Source organism: Parolsenella sp. (assembly GCF_982402205.1).
In genome coordinates, this window is record NZ_CEVYAT010000001.1 from 1 (window position 1) to 21,144 (window position 21,144).

Below are 21,144 nucleotides of genomic sequence, written 5' to 3' on the forward strand. Positions count from 1 at the left end.
GGGCAATCTCGACGAGGTCCGCTCCGGCGGCATCGGCAACAGCCCGGGCGACGCGCTTGGTGGTTCCGGTGGCGCTGAAGTAGGCAACGAGGGTCTTGGACATGGTCGTTCCTTTCAGTTGATGACGTTGCGTCGCTTATATTCAAGCATCATTGGCATCCCCATACCAATGCCCAATGTCTCGGCGTTGCTATGCATGCAGCGAATGGCAGCGAGAAACCTTTCTCGTCAGGGTTGACGATGGGTGGCGGCCACGATGCGAGACCTTCTACGCCAAGGGGATAAGCCTACTAAACGCCTAGGTGAATAGTGGTTTACACTGTAACGACACGAGTTGCATCGGCGTCCCAGCGGCGCCGTGACACAAGGGAGAGATACGCATGTCCAACCAGAACCGCCCCGCAAGCATCGACCGCCGCGGGTTCCTCAAGCTTATGGCCGCAGGAGCCGCCGCGACGCCGCTGGCGCTTGCCGGCTGCGGCTCCTCCCAGCAGGCGGCGGACGCCCCCGCGACCACCGAGGCCGCTGCCGACGTCGCGGGCGCCAAGCTCACCTTTGTGGGCGACGACGCCTTTGCCCCCTACCGCTACCTTGAGGTTCAGGGCGACGGCAGCCAGAAGGTCGTGGGCCTCGACATCGCCATCGCCGACGAGATGGCAAGCCGCCTGGGCTTTACCTACGACTTCGAGCCGCAGGAGTTCGCCGCGACCCTCGCCTCGGTCCAGAGCTCCGGCACCTCCTTCACGATGGCCATGTCGGCCAACGAGGAGCGCGAGCAGACCTATGACTTCACGCGTGGCTACTACCAGCCGCTCGTGGGCGTCCTCACGATGAGCGACGAGGTCAAGAAGGTCGAGGACCTCAAGGGCAAGTCCATCGCCTGCACCACGGGCACCGTCCAGAACAAGTTCATCGCCGCGGTCATGCCCGACGCCGACATCCACACCTACGACGGCGGCGACCAGTGCCTGCAGGAGGTCCTCGCCGGCCGCGTCGACGCCTACCTGTGCGATGGCGCCGAGGGACAGTCGATGCGCGACGCCAACGAGGGCCTCGTCCTGGGCCTGCTCGACCGCTCCGAGACCAAGGACTACGTGGGCGTCTACCGCGTGATGGCCACCAAGGGCGCCTCGTTCGTGGGTGCCTTCGACGCCTGCATCGCCGAGATGCTCGAGGACGGCACCATCGACGGCTACATCAGCCAATACGTGGGCGAGGACTTTGCCTGGAACGGCGACACGAGCGCCTCGGGCCAGCCCACCACCGGCGTCGTGACCAGCGCCAAGTAGCGCCCCGCACCGATTCGCCTGAGAGCGGCACGGATGAACTTCTCGGTCATTGAGCCCTATGCGCCCATGTTCTGGGGCGGCCTGGCCGTCACCCTCGAGGTGACGGGGGCCGCCCTCGTGCTCGCGTTTGCCCTGGGCGCCGTCATCGCGGTGCTCAAGGTACTCCCCTGCCGGCCGCTGCGCCTGCTGCTCGACTTCTACACGTCGCTGTTCCGCGGCATCCCGCTCATCGTCTTGCTGTTCATCGTCTACTTCGCGACGCCCCAGCTCACGGGCTACAAGATCACGATGTTCGCCGCAAGCGTGCTCACGCTGGGACTCAACGGCTCGGCCACGGTGTCAGAGACCCTGCGCGGCGGCATCGAGGGGGTCGACCGGGGCCAGTACGACGCGAGCCACGCGCTGGGCCTGCCCTACGTCACGATGATGGCCGACGTCATCATTCCCCAGGCACTGCGCTCGGTGGCGCCCGCGCTCGTCAACGAGGTCATCACGGTGCTCAAGAGCTCGTCGCTCGTTGCCACGATTGGCCTCATGGACATGATGCGCGCCGCCCAGAGCGTGCAGGCCCTCACCTACCGCGCGTTCGAGCCGTTCGTCGTCGTGGCCATCGTCTACTACGTCATCGTGATGCTGCTCACGCTCGTCGCCAACCAGCTCGAGCGGCGCCTGCGCGAGCCCCAGGGAGCAAGCCGCCGCTAAGAGTTGCGCCTCGCTCACCGAAAGCGCACGGCATTCCATCGCGCTCCCACGCCCCGCCACGTCCGCTTGCGCTCGCACGGCTTATGGTGGCTATGGGGCCTGCGCCCCACGCCCACGAGCCGCGGAACGGAGCAACCATGGAATACAAGATTATTGGCGGAGAGTTCCCTGTTGTCACCTGCAACCTCTCGGACGGAGAGTCGATGGTGACCGAGAGTGGGTCCATGGTCTGGATGACCCCGAACATGGAGATGTCGACCACCGGCGGCGGACTGGGCAAGATGTTCTCGAAGGCCTTCTCGGGCGAGTCGATGTTCCAGAACGTCTATCGGGCGCGAGGCGCTGGCATGATTGCCTTTGGCTCGTCGTTCCCCGGAAAGATCATGCCCCTCAAAATCGAGCCGGGCCGCTCCTGGATTCTCCAGAAGCGCTCCTTCCTGGCGGCAGAGCCCGGCGTGAGCCTGAGCGTCCACTTCAACAAGAAGGCGAAGACTGGCCTCTTTGGCGGAGAGGGCTTCATCATGCAGAAGCTCTCCGGGTCTGGCATGACCTTTGCCGAAATTGACGGCGACCTCGTTGAGTACCAGCTCGCCGCGGGCCAGCAGATGATCGTCGACACGGGTAATGTGGCCGGCTTCGAAGAGAGCGTCGGCATCGACACGCAGACGATCAAGGGCGCCAAGAACGTCCTCTTTGGCGGAGAGGGTCTTTTCAACACTGTTCTGACCGGCCCAGGGCGCATCTGGCTACAGACCATGCCCATCACCGGGCTTGTCGCCGCCCTCGCCCCGCTCATGCCCCGGGGAAACGACTAGCGCACAGCCGCCACAGACTCGCGAATGGAACTCGCCGGGACGCATGCCCCGGCGAGTTTTCTTATGGCTCAATTGGTGTCTGCTTCCTCGGCTAAGATGGAGTGCGAGAAAAACACCGCAGCCAAGGAGCACGCCCGTGGCAACAGACACGCCAGAAAACAACACGCAGGACGCCCCCGAGCGCGACCCGTTTGCGCCCGGGTCCTTGGGCGAGCTCGTCCCCGACCTATGGTTTGACCCCGAGCAGTGGCCGGACTACGAGCCAGAGGCCCCGCTCGACGCCGACGAGGCCCTCGAGCGCTACCTCGAGTGGTGCGAGGGCCGCGGGCTCGAGCTGTGGGACCACCAGCAGGAGGCCCTGCTCGACCTTGCCGCCGGCGACCACGTGGTGCTGGGCACCCCCACGGGCTCGGGCAAGTCGATGGTTGCGCTTGGCCTGTGCTACCTCGCCATCTGCCAGCACAAGCGGGCCTACTACACGGCACCCATCAAGGCGCTCGTCTCGGAGAAGTTCTTTGACCTGGTCGACGCTTTTGGCAAGGACAACGTGGGTATGATCACGGGCGACACCCAGATCAACACCGACGCGCCGGTCATCTGCTGCACCGAGGAGATTCTCGCCAACCAGGCCCTGCGCGAGGGTGCCGGCAGCGACGTGGCCGCCGTCGCCATGGACGAGTTCCACTTCTTTGGCGAGGCGGACCGCGGCTGGGCCTGGCAGGTGCCGCTGCTGACGCTCCCCAACGCGCAGTTCCTGCTCATGAGCGCCACGCTGGGAGACGTCACGGCCATCGCGGGCACGCTCGAGCGCCAGACTGGTCGCACCGTCGACCTCGTGACGGACGCCGAGCGCCCCGTGCCCCTCACGTACGAGTACGTCGACACGCCGCTCGAGGCCACCGTCGAGCTGGCGCTGCGCAACGACGACGCACCCATCTACATCGTCCACTTTGCCCAGGACGCCGCCCTCAACACCGCCCAGTCGCTCGCGAGCTTTGGCGTTGCCACCAAGGAGCAACGCGAGGCCATCAAGCAGGCCTGCAAGGGCACGCGCTTCACCACGGCGTTTGGCAAGACGCTCCAACGCCTGCTGGGGTGCGGCGTGGGCGTGCACCACGCCGGCATGCTGCCGCGCTACCGCCTGCTCGTGGAGAAGCTCGCCCAGCAGGGCCTGCTGCCCGTCACCTGCGGCACCGACACGCTGGGCGTGGGCATCAACGTGCCCATCCACACCGTGCTGCTCACGGCCCTCACCAAGTTCGACGGCCACCGCATGCGCCGCCTGCGCGCCCGCGAGTTCCACCAGATTGCGGGGCGCGCCGGCCGCGCCGGCTTCGACACCGAGGGGCGCGTCATCGCCGAGGCGCCCGAGCACGAGATCGAGAACGCGAAGCTCATGCTCAAGGCCGGCGGCGACCCCAAGAAGCAACGCAAGATCAAGAAGAAGCGCGCACCCGAGGGATTCGTCAACTGGAACCAGGACACCTTCGAGCATCTCTGCGCGGCCGAGCCCGAGACCCTCGTGGCACGCCTGCGCGTGACCCACTCTATGGTGCTCTCCGAGACCGAGCAGGGCGGCGACTCCCACGCGCGCATCATGCGCCTCATCGCTGACTCGCTGCAGACCCCGCTCGAGAAGGCCCAGCTTGTGGGCCGCGCCGACGAGATCTTTGCCACCCTCATCGATGCAGGCGTCATCACGCACGAAGACGCCCCCGAGACCGACGAGGCGCGCGCCACCGCAGAGGAGCTCGCCGAGCTGCTGCCCGCCGCTGCCGCGAGCCCGCTTGCCTCGCCCGCCAGCTACTCGCTGACGGTCGACCTGCCGGAGGACTTTGCCCTCGACCAGCCTCTCTCGCCCTTCCTGCTCGCCGCCCTCGAGTTGCTCGACCCCGAGAGCGAGACGTACGACATGGACCTCGTCTCGATGGTCGAGGCCACGCTCGAGGACCCCTGGCAGGTGCTGCGTGCCCAGGAGCGCGAGGCGAAGGGCCGCGCCATCGCCGAGATGAAGATGCAGGGCATCGAGTACGACGAGCGCATGGAGCGACTCGAGGAGATCACCTACCCCAAGCCGCTCGCGGACGAGCTCGAGGCTGCCTTCGCCACCTACTGCGAGAAGGTCCCCTGGGCGCGCGACTACTGTCTGCGCCCCAAGTCCGTCCTGCGCGACATGCTCGAGTCGATGGCTGACTTCAAGAGCTACATCCAGCGCTACAAGCTCTCGAGGTCCGAGGGCACGCTACTGCGCTACCTCTCCGACGCCTGGCGCGTGCTCGACCGCACGGTGCCACTCGACAAGCGCTCCGAGCACCTCGATGACATCGTGGTCTGGCTGGGCTTCGTCGTACGCACGACCGACTCCAGCCTGGTCGACGAGTGGGCCAACGCGGGCGAGGTCCCCGACGAGATGCCTCCAGGCTCCGACGAGGCCGTCGTGCGCGACCGCCACGGCCTCACCGTGCTCGTGCGCAACGCCCTATGGCGCCGCGTGCGCCTCTTTGCCGCCGAGGAGGTCCCCACCCTGGGCGAGCTCGACGGCACGTTTGGCATGGGGGAGCGCCGCTGGCGCGACGTCCTCGACCGATTCCACGAGGAACACGAGGAGATTCTGCTCGACGGTGACGCGAGGTCGACCGCATACTTTATCGTTGACGAGGCGAACGAGCTCACGGACCACACCTGGCACGTCACCCAGATCTTCCACGACGCGGACGGCGACAACGACTTCCGCATCGACGCCACGGTCGACCTGGACGCGACGCAGGACGCAGGCGAGGTTGTCTTCGCGAGCTACCAGGCCGGAACCCCCGAGGACCTCGAGGGCTAGGCACGCACGAAACCCCGCGGCACCGCCGCCGAGAAACGGAGCACCACCATGGTCAACTACAACCACGCCAAGTTCACGATGAGCGCGGGCACGGCCGCCCAGCTGCCGCACGGCACTCGTCCCGAGGTCGCCTTCGTGGGTCGCTCGAACGTGGGCAAGTCCTCGCTCATGAACAAGCTCTTCAACCGCAAGGGCCTCGTGAAGGTCTCGTCCAAGCCGGGCAAGACCACCACGATCAACTTCTTTGCCCTCGATGACGTCGACTTCGTTGACCTGCCGGGCTATGGCTACGCGCGCGTCAACGCCACCGAGAAGCAGCGCTGGGACAACCTCATGGACGGCTACTTCGAGGGCGAGCGCAACCTCAAGCTCGTCGTTGCCCTCGTCGACATCCGCCACGACGCAAGCCCGCTCGACGCCCAGATGATCGGCTACCTCGAGTCGCTGGGCCACCCCTACGCCATCGCCTTCACCAAGGCCGACAAGCTGAGCCGCTCCAAGGGCCTCGTCCAGGCCAAGAACCTGCGCGAGCAGCTCTGCGTCGACGAGAGCGTCAAAAGCGTGCTCGTCTCGTCCACCACGGGAACCGGCATCGACGAGCTCAAGCAGGTCATCGAGGACCGTCTGAACTTCTAGCTCAACGGCCCAATCCAACGCATGAGGCCCGCACCCTCGCCACCACGGCGCAGGTGCGGGCCTCTTCTCTACCTTGCGGCAGGGACGCCCTTGCCCTCGGGACGCCGCTTGACCTTGGCGGTGACGATGGGGTCGTAGTGCAGCGTGAGCACGATGCCCATCTCGGCCTCGACCTGCTTCTCGATGCCGTCGAGCGTCGCGTGCGTCTTGAGCGGGTCTGCCTCGGCCGGCATCTCGACATGGGCGCTCGCGAGCTTCCTGCCGGGACCGTAGTCGTGAATCATGAGGTCGTGCATGCCCAGGACGCCCGGCTTGGTGAGGATGATCTGGTGCACGCGCTCGACCACCTCGTCGCTGGGCGCCTGGCCCAGCAGCGGGTTCACCGTGTCGCGCACGAGCAGAAGGCCGCTCACCAGCACGAACGCGCCAACGGCCAGGCCAACCCAGCCGTCGAGCCGCACGCCGGTTGCCCACGAGACGATCGAGCAGGCGAGGACCGCGCTCGTCGTGATGACGTCGTTGCGCGAGTCAACAGCCGTGGCCTCGAGGGTCTCGGACTCGATGCGCCGGCCCAGCGTGCGGTTGAAGGCCATCAGCCAGGCCTTTATCGCAATCGAGACGAGCATGACGGCAACCAGCGGAAGGCCAAACGAGACGTCGCGCGGCTCGAGGATGCGCTCGATGCCCGAGCGCACGAGCTCGACGCCCACCGAGGTCACGAGCACCGCGACGACGAGGCCGGCGAGGTACTCGAAGCGCCCGTGACCGTAGGGATGGCCCTTGTCGGCGGGCTTGCTCGCGAGCTTGAACCCAGCGAGCGTCACGATGTTGCTCGACGCGTCGCTCAGGTTGTTGATGGCGTCTGCCACGATGGAGACCGAGCCCGAGACGAGGCCGATCGCCCCCTTGGCGGCGAACAGCACGATGTTGCACACGATGCCAACGATGCCCGCCATGAGGCCATAGGACGTGCGGACCTCGGGGTCGTTCACGCGGCCGTAGTCGCGCACGAACATTCTCGACAGCCAGTCGGTCATGATCTTGTCTCCCCCAAATAACGATGCGACGCAATCTAGCCGTTATAGCGCATTGCAACGCAAGAAAAAAGGGCGCCCGGCCAATCCCGGGCGCCCCAGCTCACGATGTCTCCAGCACGGCTGGAACGCGAGGCCTAGTAGCGGTTGCCACCACGGTAGCCGCCGCGGTCACCGCCACGGTTGTCACGGCCGCCGAAGCCACCGCGGTCGTTGCCGCCGCGATAGCCGCCGCGGTCGCTGTTGCCGCGGAAGCCACCGCGGTCGCCGCCGCGGTTGTCACGGCCGCCAAAGCCGCCACGGTCGTTGCCGCCGCGGAAGCCACCGCGGTCGCCGCCGCGGCTGTCACGGCCGCCAAAGCCGCCACGGTCACCACGGCCGCCACGGTCGCCACCGCGGCTGTCACGGCCGCCAAAGCCACCGCGGTTGCCGCCACGGTCGCCGCCACGGTCGCCGCCGCGGAAGCCGCCGCGCTCCTCGCGGTCCTCGTCGAGGCCGAGGGCAACGAGCGGGTCGATGACCTTGTCGAGAAGGGCGGAGAGCTGCTCCATGTCCTCGGCGGAGAGGCCGGGGACGAGGGCCTCGCCCTTGCGCTCGAGGGCCTCGGCGCGCTCGACGGCGCCCTCGTCGGCCATGATGACGACCTTGCGCATGTCGGGCTCGGAGGGCTCGATGCGGGCCACGACGTCGTTCTTCTCGGCCTCGGCCATCATCGCGTCGAGCTCGCGAAGGCGCATGCCCAGCAGCTCGGACATCTCCTTCTGCTCCATCTTGGGCTTGAGCTGCAGGAGCTTGATGGCGCGGACGAGGGCGCTGGACTTGTTGCCCTTCTCCTCCTGCTCGCGGCGCTGCACGGCACGGCGGCAGCGAAGCAGACGGGCGGCCTTGTTGGCCTTGTCGAACAGGACGTCGTCGGCGCTGGCCTCCTCGGCCTTGGGCTGCTCCTCGACCTCGGGGGTCTCGACGGCCTCGGCCTGCTCCTCGGCAGCCTCCTCGGTGGCCTCAACCTGCTCCTCGGCGACCTCGGCCACGGTCTCGTTGTTCATCTCGTCGTTCTCGAACTGGGACATCATGTCTCCTTCTTGCGCCTCGCTGGCGCTCATCTGGCGCGTCACTTGCGCCCTCATGCCGGATTCCTCAACTCAGATCATCTATGTCATTCGTCACTGTGCCCCTTCCGGGGCGCCCGGCACCAGCGGACTAGTTTAAGGCCCAACCTGCGAAAACGCCGCGCGGCGGCCACATTCACCGAAACGCCAAGACGCGCGCGTTGGTGTGGATTTTGGTTGGGCGGGCCGCCCACCTACTCCTGGCGGTAGATCGACAGGAAGTCCGCGAGGTCGTCCATGCACTCGGCGAGGACCTCGATGCGCGGCAGGTAGACCACGCGGAAGTGGTCGGGCTGCTCCCAGTTGAAGCCGCCGCCGCGCGTCACGAGGATCTTCTTCTCGTGCAGCAGGTCGAGGGCGAACTGCTCGTCGTCGTGGATGTTGAACTTCTTGACGTCGATCTTGGGGAAGATGTAGAAGGCCGCCTTGGGCTTCACGGCCGTAATGCCGTCGATCTCGTTGAGGGCGCGGTAGACAAAGTCGCGCTGCTCGCACACGCGACCGCCCGGGCGCACGTACGTCTCGACGCTCTGGTAGCCGCCCAGCGCCGTCTGCACGATCGACTGCGCGGGCACGTTGGAGCACAGGCGCATGTTCGACAGCATGTTGACGCCCAGGATGAAGTCCTTCATGCAGCGTAGGTTGCCCGACAGGATCATCCAGCCGATGCGGTAGCCGGCGATCATGTGGCTCTTCGACAGGCCGGAGAACGTCACGCACGGCACGTCAGGGGCGAGCGAGGCGATCGAGACGTGCTCCACGCCGTCCATGCACAGGCGGTCGTAGATCTCGTCCGAGAAAATCATGAGCTGGTGGCGACGGGCGAGGTCGACGATCTGCTCGAGCACCTCGCGCGGGTAGACGGCGCCCGTGGGGTTGTTGGGGTTGATGATGACGAGGGCCTTGGTGCGGTCGGTGACCTTGGCCTCCATGTCGGCGAGGTCGGGGTACCAGTCGGCCTGCTCGTCGCACAGGTAGTGGACGGGATGGCCGCCGGCGAGCGTGGCGCAGGCCGTCCACAGCGGGTAGTCGGGGCTGGGGATGAGGATCTCGTCGCCGTCGTCGAGCAGGGCGTGCATCGAGAGCTGGATGAGCTCGGATACGCCATTACCGGTGTAGATGTCCTCCATGTTGACGTTGGGCAGGCCCTTGACCTGCGCGTACTGCATGATGGCCTTGCGCGCGGAGAACAGGCCGCGCGAGTCTGAGTAGCCCTCGCACTCGGTGAGCTGCTGGCGCATGTCCTTGACGACTTCGTCGGGCGTGCGGAAGCCAAACGGGGCGGGGTTGCCGATGTTGAGCTTGAGGATGCGCTCGCCCTCGACCTCCATGCGAGCCGCCTCGTCGACGACGGGGCCACGGACGTCATACAGGACGTTATCGAGCTTGTTGGACTTCTTGAACTGCCTCATGGGGATGCTCCCTGTCGTTGGGGCCGCGTGGCCCTGGATGCCAGTGGTGGGCGGCGCCAGGCGCGTCGCAGGTGTGGGTGCGGCCGCGGGCCGCGCGCTAGCTCGCGCCTCCTGGCCGGGCTGGATGCCCGCAAGCCATTCGGCCGAGGTGCCGAGCAGCCTCGCGAGCAGGGCGAGCGCGGCGGGACGAGGCTCGACCTTGCCACTCACGTATTGGCTGACCTGGCTCTTCCCAAGCTTCTCGCCTGTCTCGCCGGCAAGGCGCACGAGGTCTGCCTGCTTGAGGCCCGCCTCCTCCATGGCTTGGACGAGTCGCGTTGCAAAGGGTTCCTGCTCCATGTCCTCGCCTCCAAAAGTTCAATTTGAGCGGATCCTGACCCGCTTTCGTGGCCAAAATTGAACTTATGTGCATCGCTAGTTCAATTTTGAACTCACCCTAGCACACAAAATTGAACTCACGGCCATCCCGAGCGAAAAAGACACGAGCGGGCGCGTTTTGTGGACATGTGGTGACAGCTTCCCGGCAAGGGGTGCCCCGCCCCATCATTTGTTGACCGCTCAACATCCAATGTCTACAATCCGCTAGATGTTACCTAGTCAACATATCGAGGTACGGCCCGCCCACTACCTCGCAAGGAGTCCCATGAACCCACTGCGCACGGCCTGGTGCCGCACCTACCAGGCGGCCTTTCGCCTCGTCCTGCCCGTCCTCCCCTACCGCGAGCCCACCATTCTCCACGGCGTGGAGGAGGTGCCGGCCGCCCTTGCCAAGGAGGGGGCACGCTCGGTCTTGCTCGTGACCGACCCGGGCATCGCGCGCCTTGGCCTAACCAAGGGCCTTGAGCAGGCACTTTCTCGCGCGGGCATTGACTGCGCGGTCTTTGACGGAACGGTTGCCAACCCCACGGTCGCAAACGTAGAGGAGGCACTGGGCATCTACCACGACGCCCGCTGCGAGGCCATCATCGGCTTTGGCGGCGGCTCGGCCATGGACTGCGCCAAGGCCGTGGGCGCGCGCGTGGCCCAGCCCGCCAAGACGGTGGGGAGCATGCGCGGCCTTTTGCGCGTGCACCGCGGGCTGCCCACGCTCGTTGCCGTACCCACCACGGCAGGCACCGGCAGCGAGGTGACGCTCGCCGCCGTCATCACCGACGAGAAGACGCGCTACAAGTACCCCATCAACGACTTCTTCCTCATTCCCTCCTACGCCGTCCACGACTGGCGCCTCACGCAGGGGCTTCCCGCCGCCATCACGGGGCAGACGGGCATGGACGCGCTGACCCACGCCGTCGAGGCGTTCATCGGACGGAGCACCACGGCCCACACGCGTCAGATGGCGCTCGACGCCACGCGCCTCATCCATGACAACCTGCTCGACGCCTACCGCAACGGCAGCGACGGGCAGGCGCGCACCAACATGCTCACCGCGGCCTACGAGGCGGGCATCGCCTTCACGCAGTCATACGTGGGATACGTCCACGCCATCGCCCACAGCCTGGGCGGCCGCTACGGCATCCCGCACGGCCTCGCCAACGCGGTGATCTTGCCGCACGTCCTGCGCGCCTACGGCGAGAGCGCGGCGCCAAGGCTCGCCGTCCTCGCACGACACATGGGCATCTGCCCCAGCGAGACGCCCGATGCCAAGGCCGCCCGACGCTTCGTCATCTGGGTCGACGAGATGAACGGGCAGCTGGGCATCCCGCGCCACCTCGATGGCATCCGCGCAGCGGACGTGCCCGAGATGGCCGCCCACGCAGACGCCGAGGCAAACCCGCTCTACCCCGTGCCCCGTCTGTGGGACCGCGCCCAGCTCGAGGACATGTACCGTATAGTTGCCGGAGGACGCTTCGCCGACGAGCCCTCGCCCACCCGGGCGGACGGGGCGAGCGCCGGGCGGGTAACGACGCAAAGGAGCCAGCAGTGAACGAGCAGCAGATAGCGGCCATCGTCGAGCGCCAGCGGTCATACTTCATGACGCACGCGACCATGGACGTGGCCGCGCGCAAGGCCGCGCTCGACCGCCTGCTCGCGGCCGTGCGCGCCCACGAGGACGACATCGCCCACGCGCTTCACGAGGACCTGGGCAAGTCCTTCGACGAGAGCTACATGTGCGAGATTGGCCTGTCGCTCTCGGAGATTCGCTACCAGCGCGCCCACCTCGCACGCTGGGCAAGGCCGCGCCTGCGCCCCACCGACCTCGCCAACGCTATCGCCACGAGCCGCGTGGAGCGCGTGCCCTATGGCGTGACGCTCGTCATGGCGCCATGGAACTACCCGTTCCTGCTCACGCTCGAGCCGCTCGCGGGGGCGCTCGCCGCGGGCAACACCGTGGTCGTGAAGCCCTCCGCCTACGCGCCGGCGTCGAGCGCGGTACTCGCCACCATCTGCGCCGAGGCCTTCTCGCCCGAGCTCGTGAGCGTGGTCGAGGGAGGACGCTCCGAGAACGAGGCCCTGCTCGACCAGCGCTGGGACAATATCTTCTTTACCGGCAGCGTTGCCGTGGGCAGGCTCGTCATGCAGCGCGCGGCCGCCCACCTCACCCCCGTGACGCTCGAGCTGGGCGGCAAGAGCCCCTGCATCGTCGAGGCAAGTGCAAACCTTGCCGTGGCGGCGCGGCGCATCGCCTTTGGCAAGTGGCTCAACGTTGGCCAGACCTGCGTGGCACCCGACTACCTGCTGGTAGACCGCCACATAAAGGGCGAGCTCATCGAGCTTCTCCGCGCCGAGGCCACCAAGATGTACGGAGACGACGCGCTTGCCAACCCCGCCTTTGGCAAGATGATCAACGAGAAGCACTTCCGCCGCGTGCTGGGGCTCATCGACCCCGCCAAGGTGGTCATGGGCGGCGGCTCTGACGCCGCCACGCTGCGCATCGAGCCCACCATCATGGACGGCGTCGAACCCGACGACGCCGTGATGGGCGAGGAGATCTTTGGCCCCGTACTGCCCGTCATCGCCTACGACGACCTCGACGAGGCCCTGCGCTTCGTGGAGCGACGCCCCACGCCGCTTGCCCTCTATCTCTTCACCCAGGACCGCACGCTCGCCCGTCGCGTCATGCGCGACGTCGCCTTTGGCGGCGGCTGCGTTAACGACACGATCATGCACCTCGCCACCTCACACATGGGGTTTGGCGGCATGGGAAACTCGGGCATGGGCAGCTACCACGGCCGCAAGAGCTTCGAGGCCTTCACGCACGAGAAGAGCGTCGTGAGCAAGGCGACGTTCTTCGACGCGCCCTTCCGCTACCAGCCCTACACCAGCTGGAAGCGCTTCTTCGTGCGCAAGTTCGTGCACTAGCCGCACGCCTCTTGGCCGTCTATGAGGGAGGGGCCGGCGCGACTCGCGCGCCAGCCCCTCTCGGCATATCTATGGAGCAGAAAACCCGTCGCTACACCAGCTTGCCGGCGCAGTGGTCGATGCCGTGCTGCACGACCTCGGCGACCCAGCCGGAGTACTTGCGCGTGCGCGACTCGAACTTGCCGTTCACCAGCGCGTCGAACTTGACGCGAACGAGCTGGAAGCGGCGCACCTCGGTGTCGCGGTCGAGCGACAAGCAGCCCTCGGTGGCCTTGTAGGGAGCCATGGAGGCGACGATCTTGGGGTTGAACATGACCTGCGGGCCGTTGGCGCCCTCGAAGGCAATGATGGCCTTGGAAGAGCCGATCTGGTTCGCGGCAAGGCCGGCGCAGTCCTCGTTGGCAGCCATGGTGTCGAGCAGGTCCTGGGCGACCTCGGCGTCCTCGACCGTGGCAGGCTCGGCAGGCTTCGCGAGGAACTCCTCGTCCTTGATGATGTCCTTGATCACGTTGACGACCTTTCTTCTGGGCCGCGCGTAAGGTGCGCGGCCACGTGCGTGCCCCTCGATGATACGTGATTGGGGACGCGAGCGCCCGCGCTCATTCGAGGGCGCGCAGGCTGAGCGAGCCATGGTAGCGGCCGTCGACCCCAAATACCGCGTGGGCGAGCATGAGCAGGCGCCCTCCCGAGGTGCCCATCTCGTCCTCGATGGGAATCCACGCCGGGTCGAAGTGGCAGCGGTCGTACATGACGGTCTTGCCCACGGGCAGCCAGACGCCGTTGACCCGCGCGATGCGCATCGAGATCGTGCCGTGGTTCCAGTCGTCGCGCCGGGCCGAGCGCACGTCGAGCACCTCGCGCGACATGCCGTCATAGATGTCGACCACCTCGAGCGTGCCTGCGGCCGGGTTCTTGCTTGCGATCGCAAACTCCGAGAACACGTGAGTTGCCGCGACCTGCGCCAGCCGCCCGAGCCGCTCGCGGGGCACCACGGCGGCCTGTTCGGAGATGTAGCGCTCGAGCAGGGTACCGCGCTCGTCGAGGCGGCAGTCAAAGAGCACCCACTCGGAGAAGGTGGCGCTCACCTGCCCCTCAAGCAGCGGGTCTGGGTCTTCCTCGAAGTAGACCGAGGGGCGCACGATCTGCGCGAACGCCTCGGTGGGCGCCTCGATGAACTCGCGCTTTCGCCCGTTCCAGTAGTGGGCCATCGTATAGATGTCGTCCTCGACCAGGTCCGTGATAGTCATGGCTTCCTCCGCCTCGCCTTGGCGCCGCCCCGCGCGGCATCCCTTTGCTGGGAGGGTACGGGCCACGCGGGCCCTCAGGCGCGCGAGTCAAAAGAAAGCCCCGGGCGGACTGACACGAACCTGTCCACAACCTGTCCAGATTTGCCGATTTTGGTACAAAATAGCTCCGACCTCGAGAAGAAGCTCGAGGTCGGAGCGTTATGGGTGGGTGTAGGGCGCCGCGACTTGGCGGCAAGGTTTTTTACTCCGCGGGACGGGCCATGATCTCGTCGAGCTCGGCATCGAGCTCGGGGTAGCGCTTGACCTTGAGGCGGTCGGCAAGGCGGCCGCGAGCCATCACGTGCAGCGGCTGACGCAGGGCCGCAAGGTCCTCGAGCGGGTTGCCCGCCACGGCGAGCAGGTCTGCGTCATAGCCCACAGCAACGACGCCCGTGGTATCCCCCAAGCCCAGGAGCTGGGCGTTTACCTGCGTTGCCGTGTGCAGGGCAAAGGCGTTGGAAACACCCACGTACTTGGCAAAGTAGGCAACCTCGCGCCACATGTCGTACTGCGTGACGTAGGGACAGCTCGAGTCGGTGCCCAGGCCCACGGGAATGCCCGCATCGAGCGCCTCGCGGGCGCTCTTGATGATGCCCTCGCACACGATGTCGCCGTTGGTCTTCTGGACCTCGGTCGAGTGGGTCTTCTCGGGGTCGAGCATCACGAAGGGCAGCGCCGGCGAGATGGTGCAGGTAACGCTCGCGGGCCTGCCACTCAGCTGGGCGGTGCCGTTCTGGTACAGGTCGAGAATCTCGGGCGTCATGGGGGCGCCGTGCTCGATCGTGTCGACGCCGGCAGCGAGCGCCACCTGCACGCCCTCGGTGCTCTCGACGTGCGCCATCACAGGCATGCCCAGCTCGTGGGCAACGGCGCAGGCTGCAGAGGCGATCTCGGGGGACATGCGCAGCACGCCGGGCTCCCCGGGCTTCTCGGCATCAAAGACGCCGCCCGTCACGAACAGCTTGATGACGTCGGCGCCATGGGCGTAGATGTCGCGCACCATGTCGGCCGCCTGCTCGGGCGCCTGCGCCACCTGGGCAAAGAGGCCGGCCCCGTGACCGCCCGGCACGGTGACGCCCGTGCCCGGGGCCACGATGCGCGGACCCACGCCCTTTCCCGCCTCGATGGCGTTGCGCACCGCGATGTCGCCGTAGAGCGGGTCGCCCGCGCCGCGCACGGTGGTGACGCCGCTCGCAAGCTGGTTCTGGGCCGAGCCACGGATGATGCGATGCAAGATGGCGCGGCCAATGGGGTTGTCGAGCTTCTTCATGAGCGCGCCGGCATCGCCCGAGCTCACAGGCTTGCCCGAGCCGCAGAAGTGCACGTGCATGTTGACGAGTCCGGGCATGAGGTAGGCACCGCCCAGGTCGATGGTGCGCCCGCCCTGCGGTACCTGGGCGATTGCGGCAGGCTCGATGCGGGAGATCTTGCCATTCTCGACGGCCACGGCCATGTTGCGCTGTGGCTGCATGTCCTTGGTTCCATCGAGAATCGTTGCGTTGACGAACAGCGTCGGACGCGTATCAGCGGCCATGGGGGCTCCTTGTCGTTGGTTGTGTGGAGCTAGGGTACCCGTTATGTAAAGCCGCGAGGCAGATGGTTCGGCGGCGTGCGAGCAGACCGGGACGAGCGGCCTTGGCGGGGCGTGCGTGCGAGGTGCCGCGGCGGCCCGAGGGCCAGCACCGGCCGGCGACGCCCTAGGGCCGCGGCGCCACGATGACGTCGAAGCGCACGGCCTTGCCGGCCACGCTGTGGCTGGGCTTGACGCCCGCAAGCAGCGGCGCCTTGGCCGGCCGCTTCACCACGACCTTGCGCGGGTCCGCCGCGATGGCCGCGCCCATGAGGCGCTCGGGGTCTGCGCAGGGAGCCTCGAGGTGGTGGAGCAGCTGGAACTTCTTCTTGACCGCCGCGCTCTTCGTGCGCGCCGGAAACATCGGGTCGAGGTAGACCACGTCGGGCGCCCGGCCGAGCGAGCCCAGCACGTCGACGGAATCGCCCTCGACGAGGCGCATGCGACCAACGATACCCTCTAGCTGCGGCTCGTTGGCAGCACGGCGCAGAGCGTCAGCGAGCAGCAGGGCGATTACGGGGTCGTTCTCACATAGCGTCACCGCAAAGCCCGCAGCGGCGAGCAGCAGCGAGTCCTCGCCGAGCCCCGCCGTGGCGTCAATGACAACGGGCTCGCCCGCGCCCTTGACGCGCGCCGCCCTCACAAGCAGCTCACGGCCCAGACGGTCTTGCCGCAGGCGGGGAAGAAGCTCGCGGAAGTCCTCGACGAGCTCCATGCCGTCGGCGCACAGCCCCAGGGCATCTCCAACAAACCGCAGCTCAACGCTGCGCGGCAGCTCAAGCTCGCTTGCCCTGCTCGCAATCTCATCTTTCTCCACGGGCTCTTCCCTCCTCATCCGTTGGCTTCGATTCTATCGCCCCGCCCTGCTGCGGGCGCCTGATAGAATGGCGCCGTTACGAGGAGGGCTTATGATCAACAGCAACGAGCACGCGAGGATCGCCGCGCAGGCCGAGCGCGTCTGCGCCGGAGCCGGCCACGACTGCGCCTTTAGCCGGGCGGGCAGCTCGTGCATGGACAACATCTCGCTGTTCGAGGGCCTTCCCGCGTCGGCGAAGCGCGAGCTTCTCGCACGCGCCCGCCACGCGAGCTATGACGAGGACGACATCATCGTCCACGAGGGCGACCAGATCGAGTCGATCGTCGTGGTGAGGTCGGGACGCATCAAGACCTTCCGCAGCACCTCCGATGGCGAACAGTACGTCCTCGATGTCCTGCACGAGGGCCAGGCCCTCTGGAACGGCATGTTTCTCGAGAAGCACACCTACGGCTACTCGGTGGCGTGCCTCACGCCGGTGCGCCTGTGCCTCATCCACCGCGCCGACGTCGAGCGCATGCTCGCCAACCACCCCGACGTTGCCATGGACCTCATCCGCATAGTGTGCACCGAGCTCAACCGCGCCGAGGAGCGCATCCTCATGCTCTCGATTCGCTCGCCAAGGCGCCGCCTTGCCGAGTACCTGCTCATTCGCGACCGCAGCTGCACAGGACCCGAGATTCGCCTCAAGCTCGAGGACATCGCGAGCTCGGTGGGTCTGCGCCCCGAGACGGTCTCGAGAAACATCGCTCGCTTCGACCGCGAGGGGCTCGTGAGGCGCACCGGCCGCGGCAGGCTGCTCGTGCTCGACCGCGAAGGGCTCGCGCGTGTCTCGGAGGCATAGGGAAGCGGCCGCGCAAGGAGATGCTGGCCCGCATCAGGCCGCACGACCAGGCACGGATGTTCGCCGCACCGACGGCGCACAGACCGGCCGCTCACAATGAGCCAAGCACGATATGGGCAACGACGTCGAGGGCGCGAATGGGGGGGGGCCGGCGCCCGTCTCCCCCTCCCAAAGAGCCAGCTTGTTCGCCCATTCGAACGCTCTTTGTGGCGTTTTCATAAAGTTAGCCAGATTAAACAATATTTTTTCGTTATTTGATTTCGGTCAAGGAACTTATCGCGCGCACTCGTTATCTTTCCCCTGACAACGCAAAGAAGGACGGCCTGCGGGCCGTCACCGCAAGCTCAGGAGAAGCCATGACGCAAGGGCGCGTTCACTCGATGGAGTCGTTTGGCTCGGCCGACGGGCCCGGCGTTCGTTTTCTCGTCTTTCTCCAAGGCTGCCCCATGCGCTGCCGCTACTGCCACAACCCCGACACCTGGGCGGGCAAGGACTTCCAGCTCATGGATGCCGATGAGATCCTCGACCGAGCCGAGCGCTACCGCAGCTACTGGGGTCCCGAGGGTGGCATCACCGTCTCGGGCGGCGAGGCCCTCGCCCAGCTCGACTTTGTGACCGAGCTGTTCGAGCGCGCCCACGAGCGCGGCATCAACACCTGCCTCGACTCGTCGCTTGCGCCCTTCACCCGCGACCCCACGTGGCTCGCCAAGTTCGACCGCCTCATGGCCGCCTGCGACCTCGTGCTCGCGGACATCAAGCACATCGACCCCGAGCGTCACCGCGACCTCACCGGCCGCGACAACGCCAACATCCTCGACTGTCTGCGCTACCTCAGCGAGATGGGTGAGCCCGTCTGGATTCGCCACGTCCTCGTTCCCGGCATCACCGACGTCGACGAATACCTCGAGCGCACCCGCAGCTTCATCGAGACGCTCGACAACGTGCGGCGCATCGAGGTGCTTCCCTACCACACGCTTGGCATCTTCAAGTGGGACGAGCTGGGCCTTCCCTACACCCTGCGCGATGTCGACCCGCCCACACCCGAGCGCGTGGCCCACGCCGAGCGCATCCTTCGCGGCGAGGCGGCCAGCTAGCACCCGCGGACGGCTTTTTCGCAATCACGGTAACCCCTCGGTGCGTTCGCGCCGAGCAACAGCAAAAGCGCCGAGACTGCTCCCCCAGCAGCGGCGCAAAAAGGAGGAAACATGCAGCTAAGAGACGAGTGGAGCGGCTTTAAGAGCGGCCACTGGGTGGACGACATCAACGTCCGCGACTTCATCCAGCGCAACTACACCGCCTACGACGGCGACGAGTCGTTCCTCGCCGGCCCCACCGAGGCCACCGACAAGCTCTGGGGCAAGGTCCAGGAGCTCCAGGCCGCCGAGCGCGCCAACAACGGCGTCCTCGAGTGCGAGACCGAGATCGTCTCGGGCCTTACCGCCTACGGCGCCGGCTACATCGACAACGACCTCAAGGATCTCGAGCAGGTCGTGGGCCTTCAGACCGACAAGCCGCTCAAGCGCGCCTTCATGCCCTACGGTGGCATCAAGATGGCCCAGCAGGCCGCCGAGAACTACGGCTTCCACGTCAACGACAAGTACAACCAGATCTTCAACGAGTACCGCAAGACGCACAACCAGGGCGTCTTCGACGCGTACACCCCCGAGATGCGCGCCGCCCGCCACTCCCACGTCATCACCGGCCTGCCCGACACCTACGGCCGCGGCCGCATCGTCGGCGACTACCGCCGCGTTGCCCTCTACGGCATCGACCGCCTGATCGCCGGTAAGCAGAACGACCTTGCCCACTGCGGCGGCCGCACCATGACCGACGACATCGTGCGCCAGCGCGAGGAGATCGCCGAACAGATCCGCGCCCTCAAGGGCATGAAGGAGATGGCCGCCGCCTACGGCTACGACATCTCGCAGCCCGCCCGCGACGCCCACGAGGCCGTGCAGTGGCTCTACTTTGGCTACCTTGCCGCCATCAAGACGCAGAACGGCGCCGCAATGTCGGTGGGCCGCGTCTCCACGTTCCTCGACATCTACATCCAGCGCGACCTCGCTGACGGCAAGATTACTGAGGAGCAAGCCCAGGAGCTCATCGACCACCTCGTGCTGAAGCTCCGCATCGTCAAGTTCGCCCGCATCCCGTCCTACCAGGCGCTCTTCTCGGGCGACCCGGTCTGGGCCACGCTCGAGGTCGCCGGCCTTGGCCAGGACGGCCGCCACATGGTCACCAAGAACGACTACCGCTTCCTGCACACCCTCGAGAACATGGGCCCCGCCCCCGAGCCCAACCTCACGGTGCTCTACAGCAAGCGCCTTCCGGACAACTTCCGCAAGTACGCCGCCAAGATCTCTGTCAACACGTCCTCGATCCAGTACGAGAACGACGACGTCATGCGTCCGGTCTGGGGCGACGACTACAGCATCTGCTGCTGCGTGTCGGCCACCGAGACGGGCAAGGAGATGCAGTTCTTTGGCGCCCGCGCCAACCTCGCCAAGGCACTCAACTACGCCATCAACGGCGGCAAGGACGAGAAGTTCCTCGACAAGCAGGGCAACCACATGCAGGTTGGCCCCGAGTACGCGCCCATCACGAGCGAGTACCTCGACTATGACGAGGTCATGCACAAGTTCGACCTCATGATGGACTGGCTGGCCGACCTCTACGTCAACATCCTCAACCTCATCCAGTACATGCACGACAAGTACTACTACGAGGCCGCCGAGATGGCCCTCATCGACACCAACGTGCGCCGCACGTTCGCCACGGGCATCGCCGGCTTCTCCCACGTCGTCGACTCGCTGTGCGCCATCAAGTACGCCAAGGTCAAGACCGTGCGCGACGAGCAGGGCGTCGTCGTCGACTACGAGGTCGAGGGCGACTTCCCCAAGTACGGCAACGATGACGACCGCGCCGACGACGTTGCCGTGTGGCTGCTCAAGACCTTTATGGGCAAGATCGCCAAGCACCACACCTACCGCAACTCCGAGCCCACGACCTCGATCCTCACGATCACCTCGAACGTCGTGTACGGCAAGGCCACCGGCGGCACCCCCGACGGCCGCAAGGCGTTCACCCCGTTTGCGCCGGGCGCCAACCCCGCCTACGGTGCCGAGCAGAACGGCCTGCTGGCCTCGCTGAACTCGGTTGCCAAGCTTCCGTATGAGTACGCCCTCGACGGCATCTCCAACACCCAGACGATCAACCCGAGCGCCCTGGGCAACGACCTCGAGCAGCGCGTCACGAACCTCGTGAACGTCATGGACGGCTACTTCGCCAACGGCGCGCACCACCTCAACGTCAACGTCTTTGGTGTCGAGAAGCTCAAGGACGCCATGGAGCACCCCGAGAAGCCCGAGTACGCCAACTTCACCATCCGCGTCTCCGGCTACGCCGTGAAGTTCATCGACCTCACGCGCGAGCAGCAGCTCGACGTCATCGCCCGCACCTGCCACGACAGGATGTAGTCGGGACCGACGCCATGACAGCCACTC

18 protein-coding genes are annotated in these 21,144 nt (G+C 66.4%); 10 read left to right on the forward strand and 8 right to left on the reverse strand.

The window, feature by feature from the left end:
• Window positions 1–103: flavodoxin (locus AC1VTH_RS00005; RefSeq protein ID WP_481334026.1), on the reverse strand; the 103-nt coding region annotated here is incomplete at its 3' end.
• Between the two features lie 277 nt (window positions 104–380).
• Here AC1VTH_RS00005 and AC1VTH_RS00010 point away from each other — a divergent pair.
• The 5 genes from AC1VTH_RS00010 to yihA all read left to right on the forward strand — a co-directional run bounded on the left by AC1VTH_RS00010 (window position 381) and on the right by yihA (window position 6,272).
• Window positions 381–1,289: a substrate-binding periplasmic protein gene (locus AC1VTH_RS00010; protein ID WP_481333951.1), complete on the forward strand. Its 909-nt coding sequence runs from the start codon at window positions 381–383 to the stop codon at window positions 1,287–1,289.
• A gap of 33 nt (window positions 1,290–1,322) precedes the next feature.
• Window positions 1,323–1,991: an amino acid ABC transporter permease gene (locus AC1VTH_RS00015; RefSeq protein WP_481333953.1), complete on the forward strand. Its 669-nt coding sequence runs from the start codon at window positions 1,323–1,325 to the stop codon at window positions 1,989–1,991.
• A 137-nt stretch (window positions 1,992–2,128) separates the two neighbouring features.
• Window positions 2,129–2,806 (forward strand): TIGR00266 family protein, encoded by a 678-nt coding sequence (locus AC1VTH_RS00020; RefSeq protein WP_481333955.1) that lies wholly within the window; start codon window positions 2,129–2,131, stop codon window positions 2,804–2,806.
• A gap of 136 nt (window positions 2,807–2,942) precedes the next feature.
• A complete protein-coding gene (locus tag AC1VTH_RS00025) occupies window positions 2,943–5,636 on the forward strand; it encodes a DEAD/DEAH box helicase (protein WP_481333957.1) in 2,694 nt (897 codons plus the stop codon).
• A gap of 48 nt (window positions 5,637–5,684) precedes the next feature.
• The gene (gene yihA, locus AC1VTH_RS00030; protein WP_481333959.1) at window positions 5,685–6,272 is read left to right on the forward strand and encodes a ribosome biogenesis GTP-binding protein YihA/YsxC; all 588 of its coding nucleotides are present in this window, start codon (window positions 5,685–5,687) and stop codon (window positions 6,270–6,272) included.
• A 68-nt stretch (window positions 6,273–6,340) separates the two neighbouring features.
• Here yihA and AC1VTH_RS00035 read toward each other — a convergent pair whose 3' ends face one another.
• The 3 genes from AC1VTH_RS00035 to AC1VTH_RS00045 all read right to left on the reverse strand — a co-directional run bounded on the left by AC1VTH_RS00035 (window position 6,341) and on the right by AC1VTH_RS00045 (window position 10,166).
• On the reverse strand, window positions 6,341–7,309 hold the full coding sequence (locus AC1VTH_RS00035; protein ID WP_481333960.1) for a cation diffusion facilitator family transporter: 969 nt from the start codon (window positions 7,307–7,309) through the stop codon (window positions 6,341–6,343).
• A gap of 134 nt (window positions 7,310–7,443) precedes the next feature.
• The gene (locus tag AC1VTH_RS00040) at window positions 7,444–8,433 is read right to left on the reverse strand and encodes a hypothetical protein (RefSeq protein ID WP_481333962.1); all 990 of its coding nucleotides are present in this window, start codon (window positions 8,431–8,433) and stop codon (window positions 7,444–7,446) included.
• Window positions 8,434–8,609: 176 nt separating this feature from the next.
• Window positions 8,610–10,166 (reverse strand): aminotransferase class I/II-fold pyridoxal phosphate-dependent enzyme, encoded by a 1,557-nt coding sequence (locus tag AC1VTH_RS00045; RefSeq protein WP_481333964.1) that lies wholly within the window; start codon window positions 10,164–10,166, stop codon window positions 8,610–8,612.
• Window positions 10,167–10,470: 304 nt separating this feature from the next.
• On the opposite strand from AC1VTH_RS00045, the gene AC1VTH_RS00050 reads away from it, so the two are divergent.
• The gene (locus tag AC1VTH_RS00050; RefSeq protein ID WP_481333966.1) at window positions 10,471–11,751 is read left to right on the forward strand and encodes an iron-containing alcohol dehydrogenase; all 1,281 of its coding nucleotides are present in this window, start codon (window positions 10,471–10,473) and stop codon (window positions 11,749–11,751) included.
• Entirely contained in the window at window positions 11,748–13,127 is a 1,380-nt protein-coding gene (locus tag AC1VTH_RS00055; RefSeq protein WP_481333967.1) for an aldehyde dehydrogenase, read from the forward strand. Before AC1VTH_RS00050 ends, AC1VTH_RS00055 begins: the two co-directional genes overlap by 4 nt.
• Window positions 13,128–13,218: 91 nt before the next feature.
• Here AC1VTH_RS00055 and AC1VTH_RS00060 read toward each other — a convergent pair whose 3' ends face one another.
• The 4 genes from AC1VTH_RS00060 to AC1VTH_RS00075 form a co-directional block, all read right to left on the reverse strand.
• Window positions 13,219–13,635, reverse strand: a complete 417-nt coding sequence (locus tag AC1VTH_RS00060) for a peptide deformylase (RefSeq protein ID WP_481333968.1) — start codon at window positions 13,633–13,635, stop codon at window positions 13,219–13,221.
• Between the two features lie 91 nt (window positions 13,636–13,726).
• Window positions 13,727–14,374, reverse strand: a complete 648-nt coding sequence (locus AC1VTH_RS00065; RefSeq protein WP_293826392.1) for a hypothetical protein — start codon at window positions 14,372–14,374, stop codon at window positions 13,727–13,729.
• 241 nt (window positions 14,375–14,615) lie between these two features.
• On the reverse strand, window positions 14,616–15,947 hold the full coding sequence (locus tag AC1VTH_RS00070; RefSeq protein WP_481333971.1) for an amidohydrolase family protein: 1,332 nt from the start codon (window positions 15,945–15,947) through the stop codon (window positions 14,616–14,618).
• Window positions 15,948–16,110: 163 nt separating this feature from the next.
• A complete protein-coding gene (locus tag AC1VTH_RS00075) occupies window positions 16,111–16,800 on the reverse strand; it encodes a class I SAM-dependent methyltransferase (RefSeq protein WP_481333973.1) in 690 nt (229 codons plus the stop codon).
• Between the two features lie 91 nt (window positions 16,801–16,891).
• Between AC1VTH_RS00075 and AC1VTH_RS00080 the strand changes: the two genes are divergently transcribed.
• The 3 genes from AC1VTH_RS00080 (at window position 16,892) to pflB (ending at window position 21,117) form a co-directional block, all read left to right on the forward strand.
• A complete protein-coding gene (locus AC1VTH_RS00080) occupies window positions 16,892–17,641 on the forward strand; it encodes a Crp/Fnr family transcriptional regulator (protein WP_293673150.1) in 750 nt (249 codons plus the stop codon).
• Window positions 17,642–17,997: 356 nt separating this feature from the next.
• On the forward strand, window positions 17,998–18,735 hold the full coding sequence (gene pflA, locus AC1VTH_RS00085; protein ID WP_481333975.1) for a pyruvate formate-lyase-activating protein: 738 nt from the start codon (window positions 17,998–18,000) through the stop codon (window positions 18,733–18,735).
• A 111-nt stretch (window positions 18,736–18,846) separates the two neighbouring features.
• Window positions 18,847–21,117 carry a formate C-acetyltransferase gene (pflB, locus tag AC1VTH_RS00090; RefSeq protein ID WP_481333977.1) on the forward strand — a complete coding sequence of 757 codons (2,271 nt, stop codon included), beginning with the start codon at window positions 18,847–18,849 and terminating at the stop codon, window positions 21,115–21,117.
• The last annotated feature ends 27 nt before the right edge of the window (window positions 21,118–21,144 follow it).

Coding starts and splice junctions, on each gene's coding strand:
- AC1VTH_RS00015 (WP_481333953.1), top strand. CDS start 1,323: ATGAACTTCTCGGTCATTGAGCCCTATGCGCCCATGTTCTGGGGCGGC.
- AC1VTH_RS00070 (WP_481333971.1), bottom strand. CDS start 15,947: ATGGCCGCTGATACGCGTCCGACGCTGTTCGTCAACGCAACGATTCTC.
- AC1VTH_RS00020 (WP_481333955.1), top strand. CDS start 2,129: ATGGAATACAAGATTATTGGCGGAGAGTTCCCTGTTGTCACCTGCAAC.
- yihA (WP_481333959.1), top strand. CDS start 5,685: ATGGTCAACTACAACCACGCCAAGTTCACGATGAGCGCGGGCACGGCC.
- AC1VTH_RS00010 (WP_481333951.1), top strand. CDS start 381: ATGTCCAACCAGAACCGCCCCGCAAGCATCGACCGCCGCGGGTTCCTC.
- AC1VTH_RS00080 (WP_293673150.1), top strand. CDS start 16,892: ATGATCAACAGCAACGAGCACGCGAGGATCGCCGCGCAGGCCGAGCGC.
- pflB (WP_481333977.1), top strand. CDS start 18,847: ATGCAGCTAAGAGACGAGTGGAGCGGCTTTAAGAGCGGCCACTGGGTG.
- AC1VTH_RS00050 (WP_481333966.1), top strand. CDS start 10,471: ATGAACCCACTGCGCACGGCCTGGTGCCGCACCTACCAGGCGGCCTTT.
- AC1VTH_RS00065 (WP_293826392.1), bottom strand. CDS start 14,374: ATGACTATCACGGACCTGGTCGAGGACGACATCTATACGATGGCCCAC.
- pflA (WP_481333975.1), top strand. CDS start 17,998: ATGACGCAAGGGCGCGTTCACTCGATGGAGTCGTTTGGCTCGGCCGAC.
- AC1VTH_RS00040 (WP_481333962.1), bottom strand. CDS start 8,433: ATGAGGGCGCAAGTGACGCGCCAGATGAGCGCCAGCGAGGCGCAAGAA.
- AC1VTH_RS00045 (WP_481333964.1), bottom strand. CDS start 10,166: ATGGAGCAGGAACCCTTTGCAACGCGACTCGTCCAAGCCATGGAGGAG.
- AC1VTH_RS00035 (WP_481333960.1), bottom strand. CDS start 7,309: ATGACCGACTGGCTGTCGAGAATGTTCGTGCGCGACTACGGCCGCGTG.